We start from the raw sequence: 2,339 nt of genomic DNA, 5'->3' as shown, positions 1-2,339 counted from the left end.
TTCTGTAAGAGGATCTAAGACAAGAAAAGGGGCTGTCTATAACAAAAAGGGGATTCTCAGCGGCGCCTCAATAACAATATCCGATTCTGTTAGGATATTAAAAAATATCAATATTTCTGATGCAGAGATTATAGAGGCAGCAACAGACAATCCAGCAAGATATCTCAGTTTATAGGTAAATATTCGTTTAAACGGAAGTTCCCCCATAATTCCTTCGATAAATTAGCGTAACCCAACGGAAGACAAGAGTTAATGGTGATTTTTGCCACGAATAACGTACCCATGTAAATATAATATTAATCCTGCAATATACTTGACATATAGTGTGAGTATGTGCTATCATGTCCCCATGTATATCGAAAAAGTGCCAAACAGAAACTCCCCGCCATGCATTTTGCTTCGGGAAGCCTCACGCGACGGAAAGAAAATCGCAAAGAAAACAATAGCGAATCTCTCCAAGTGGCCAGAGCATATTGTTGAAGGTCTCAGGGTGCTATTAAAAGGCGGAACTGTCCTGGAGAATAATCGAACCTGCCTGCCGGTAGGCAGGGATGGCTTTGATATTATTCGGAGTCTGCCGCATGGGCATGTGGCTGCTGTATTGAACTCCTTGCGCAAACTGGGCATCGATAAGATTATCGACCGCAAGGCAAGCAGGATGCGAAATTTAGTGGTTGCCATGATTGTTGCCCGTATCATAGATCCCCGATCGAAACTTGCTACGGCAAGAGGGCTGGATAACGAAACCGCGTTTAGTTCTCTTGCAGGGGAATGCGGCATCGAAACAATTGATGAGGATGAACTTTATGAAGCCATGGATTGGCTTGTTGTGCGGCAGGAAAGAATTGAAAAGAGTTTTGCCAAGCGGCATTTACAGGATGGGACATTGGTGCTGTACGATCTAACGTCTACATATTTTGAAGGTAAGACCTGTCCGTTGGCCCACCGGGGGCATGATCGTGATAACAAGAAAGGGAAACTTCAGATAGAGTTTGGTCTTCTCTGCGATGTTGAAGGGCGGCCGATTGCGGTAGAAGTATTTGAAGGCAATACCGGCGATCCTGCCACTGTAGCTAATCAGATAAATAAACTCAGAGATCATTTTGGACTGAAAAGAGTGGTCGTGGTGGGTGATCGAGGGATGCTGACAGAGGCGCGGATTCGGGAAGAATTCAAAACAACAGACGGCCTTGACTGGATATCTGCTTTGCGCGCACCGGCAATAAAGAAGTTGATCAAAAACAATGAGATCCAGCCCAGTCTCTTTGATGAATATGATCTGGCGGAAATCACGTCGCCCGATTATCCTGGAGAACGATTAATGGTATGCCGGAATCCGTTATTGTGTGCAGAACGTAAAAGAAAGCGGGAGGATTTGTTGCGTGCAACGGAGGATAAACTGCAAAAGATTGTCAAAGCAACTCAGCGTAAACGCAGCCCCCTGAGAGGTAAAGATGAAATAGGTATTCGTGTAGGCAAGATATTGAACAGCTATAAAGTGGGGAAACATTTCGAACTGAATATTTCCGATAATTTGTTTCTATACGAACGTAGAGAACAGCAAATCAGGGAGGAGTCTGCTTTAGACGGTATCTATGTTATTCGCACAAGTGTTTCAGTAAATGTGTTAAATGCCGAAGAAACAGTAAAGGCATACAAAGGCCTTTCGGTAGTGGAACGAGCATTCCGCAGTCTCAAATCGGTGGACTTGAAGGTGCGACCGATTCACCATCGATTGGCTGATCGAGTCAGGGCGCATGTCTTCCTTTGCATGATGGCTTATTATGTAGAATGGCATATGCGTCAGCGCCTGGCGCCTATACTCTTTGCTGATGAGGATAAAGAAATAGCAGACAGCCTTCGTAAAAATGTTGTGGCGCCTGCTCAACGATCTGCAAATGCAAAAAGAAAAGCAGCATTGAAACGTACAGAAGAGGACGATTTGCCCGTGCATAGCTTTCAAACACTCCTTGCTGATCTCGCAACCATTGTGAAAAATAGAATACAGCCACTTATTCCCACCTCCCCCACTTTTGATAAACTGACAACTCCTACCCATCTTCAACAAAAAGCTCTTGATCTTCTCGGTGTAAGGCTATAGTGTACCCAGTACGAAACATTCCATTTTCAGCATTTAGCTGTATATTCAATGGGTTACGCTTTGCTGACGGGGGAACTTCCGTTTAGACCGTATACCGTTACCTCGTTCTGTGCGGTAACACGCACCCCGAGTTTTGAAATAATATTGCTGCCTAAACTTTGCGCCCCACTCGGAAGAACAACTGTTGTAATCTTTTTAGCTTGAACGGAAAAGTTCTGGCTGAAATTTAATCCGGGAA

At 44.4% G+C, this 2,339-nt stretch carries 2 protein-coding genes; one reads left to right on the top strand and one right to left on the bottom strand.

The window, feature by feature from the left end; genetic code table 11:
- The first annotated feature begins 331 nt into the window (after positions 1-331).
- The gene (locus tag V3S16_RS13855) at positions 332-2,101 is read left to right on the top strand and encodes an IS1634 family transposase (protein WP_413885929.1); all 1,770 of its coding nucleotides are present in this window, start codon (positions 332-334) and stop codon (positions 2,099-2,101) included.
- A gap of 53 nt (positions 2,102-2,154) precedes the next feature.
- On the opposite strand, the gene V3S16_RS13850 is transcribed toward V3S16_RS13855, so the two are convergent.
- On the bottom strand, positions 2,155-2,339 hold a 185-nt coding region (locus tag V3S16_RS13850), incomplete at its 5' end, for a hypothetical protein (RefSeq protein WP_413885927.1).

It is taken from the genome of Candidatus Desulfatibia sp., assembly GCF_036446775.1.
Lineage (GTDB): Bacteria > Desulfobacterota > Desulfobacteria > Desulfobacterales > UBA11574 > Desulfatibia_A.
Note: the sequence above shows the minus strand (reverse complement) of the source record. Positions and strands in the feature narration are given on the sequence as shown.

What these genes read in the sequence shown, in the direction of transcription:
- V3S16_RS13855 (WP_413885929.1), top strand. Translation starts at nt 332, where the DNA reads ATGTGCTATCATGTCCCCATGTATATCGAAAAAGTGCCAAACAGAAAC.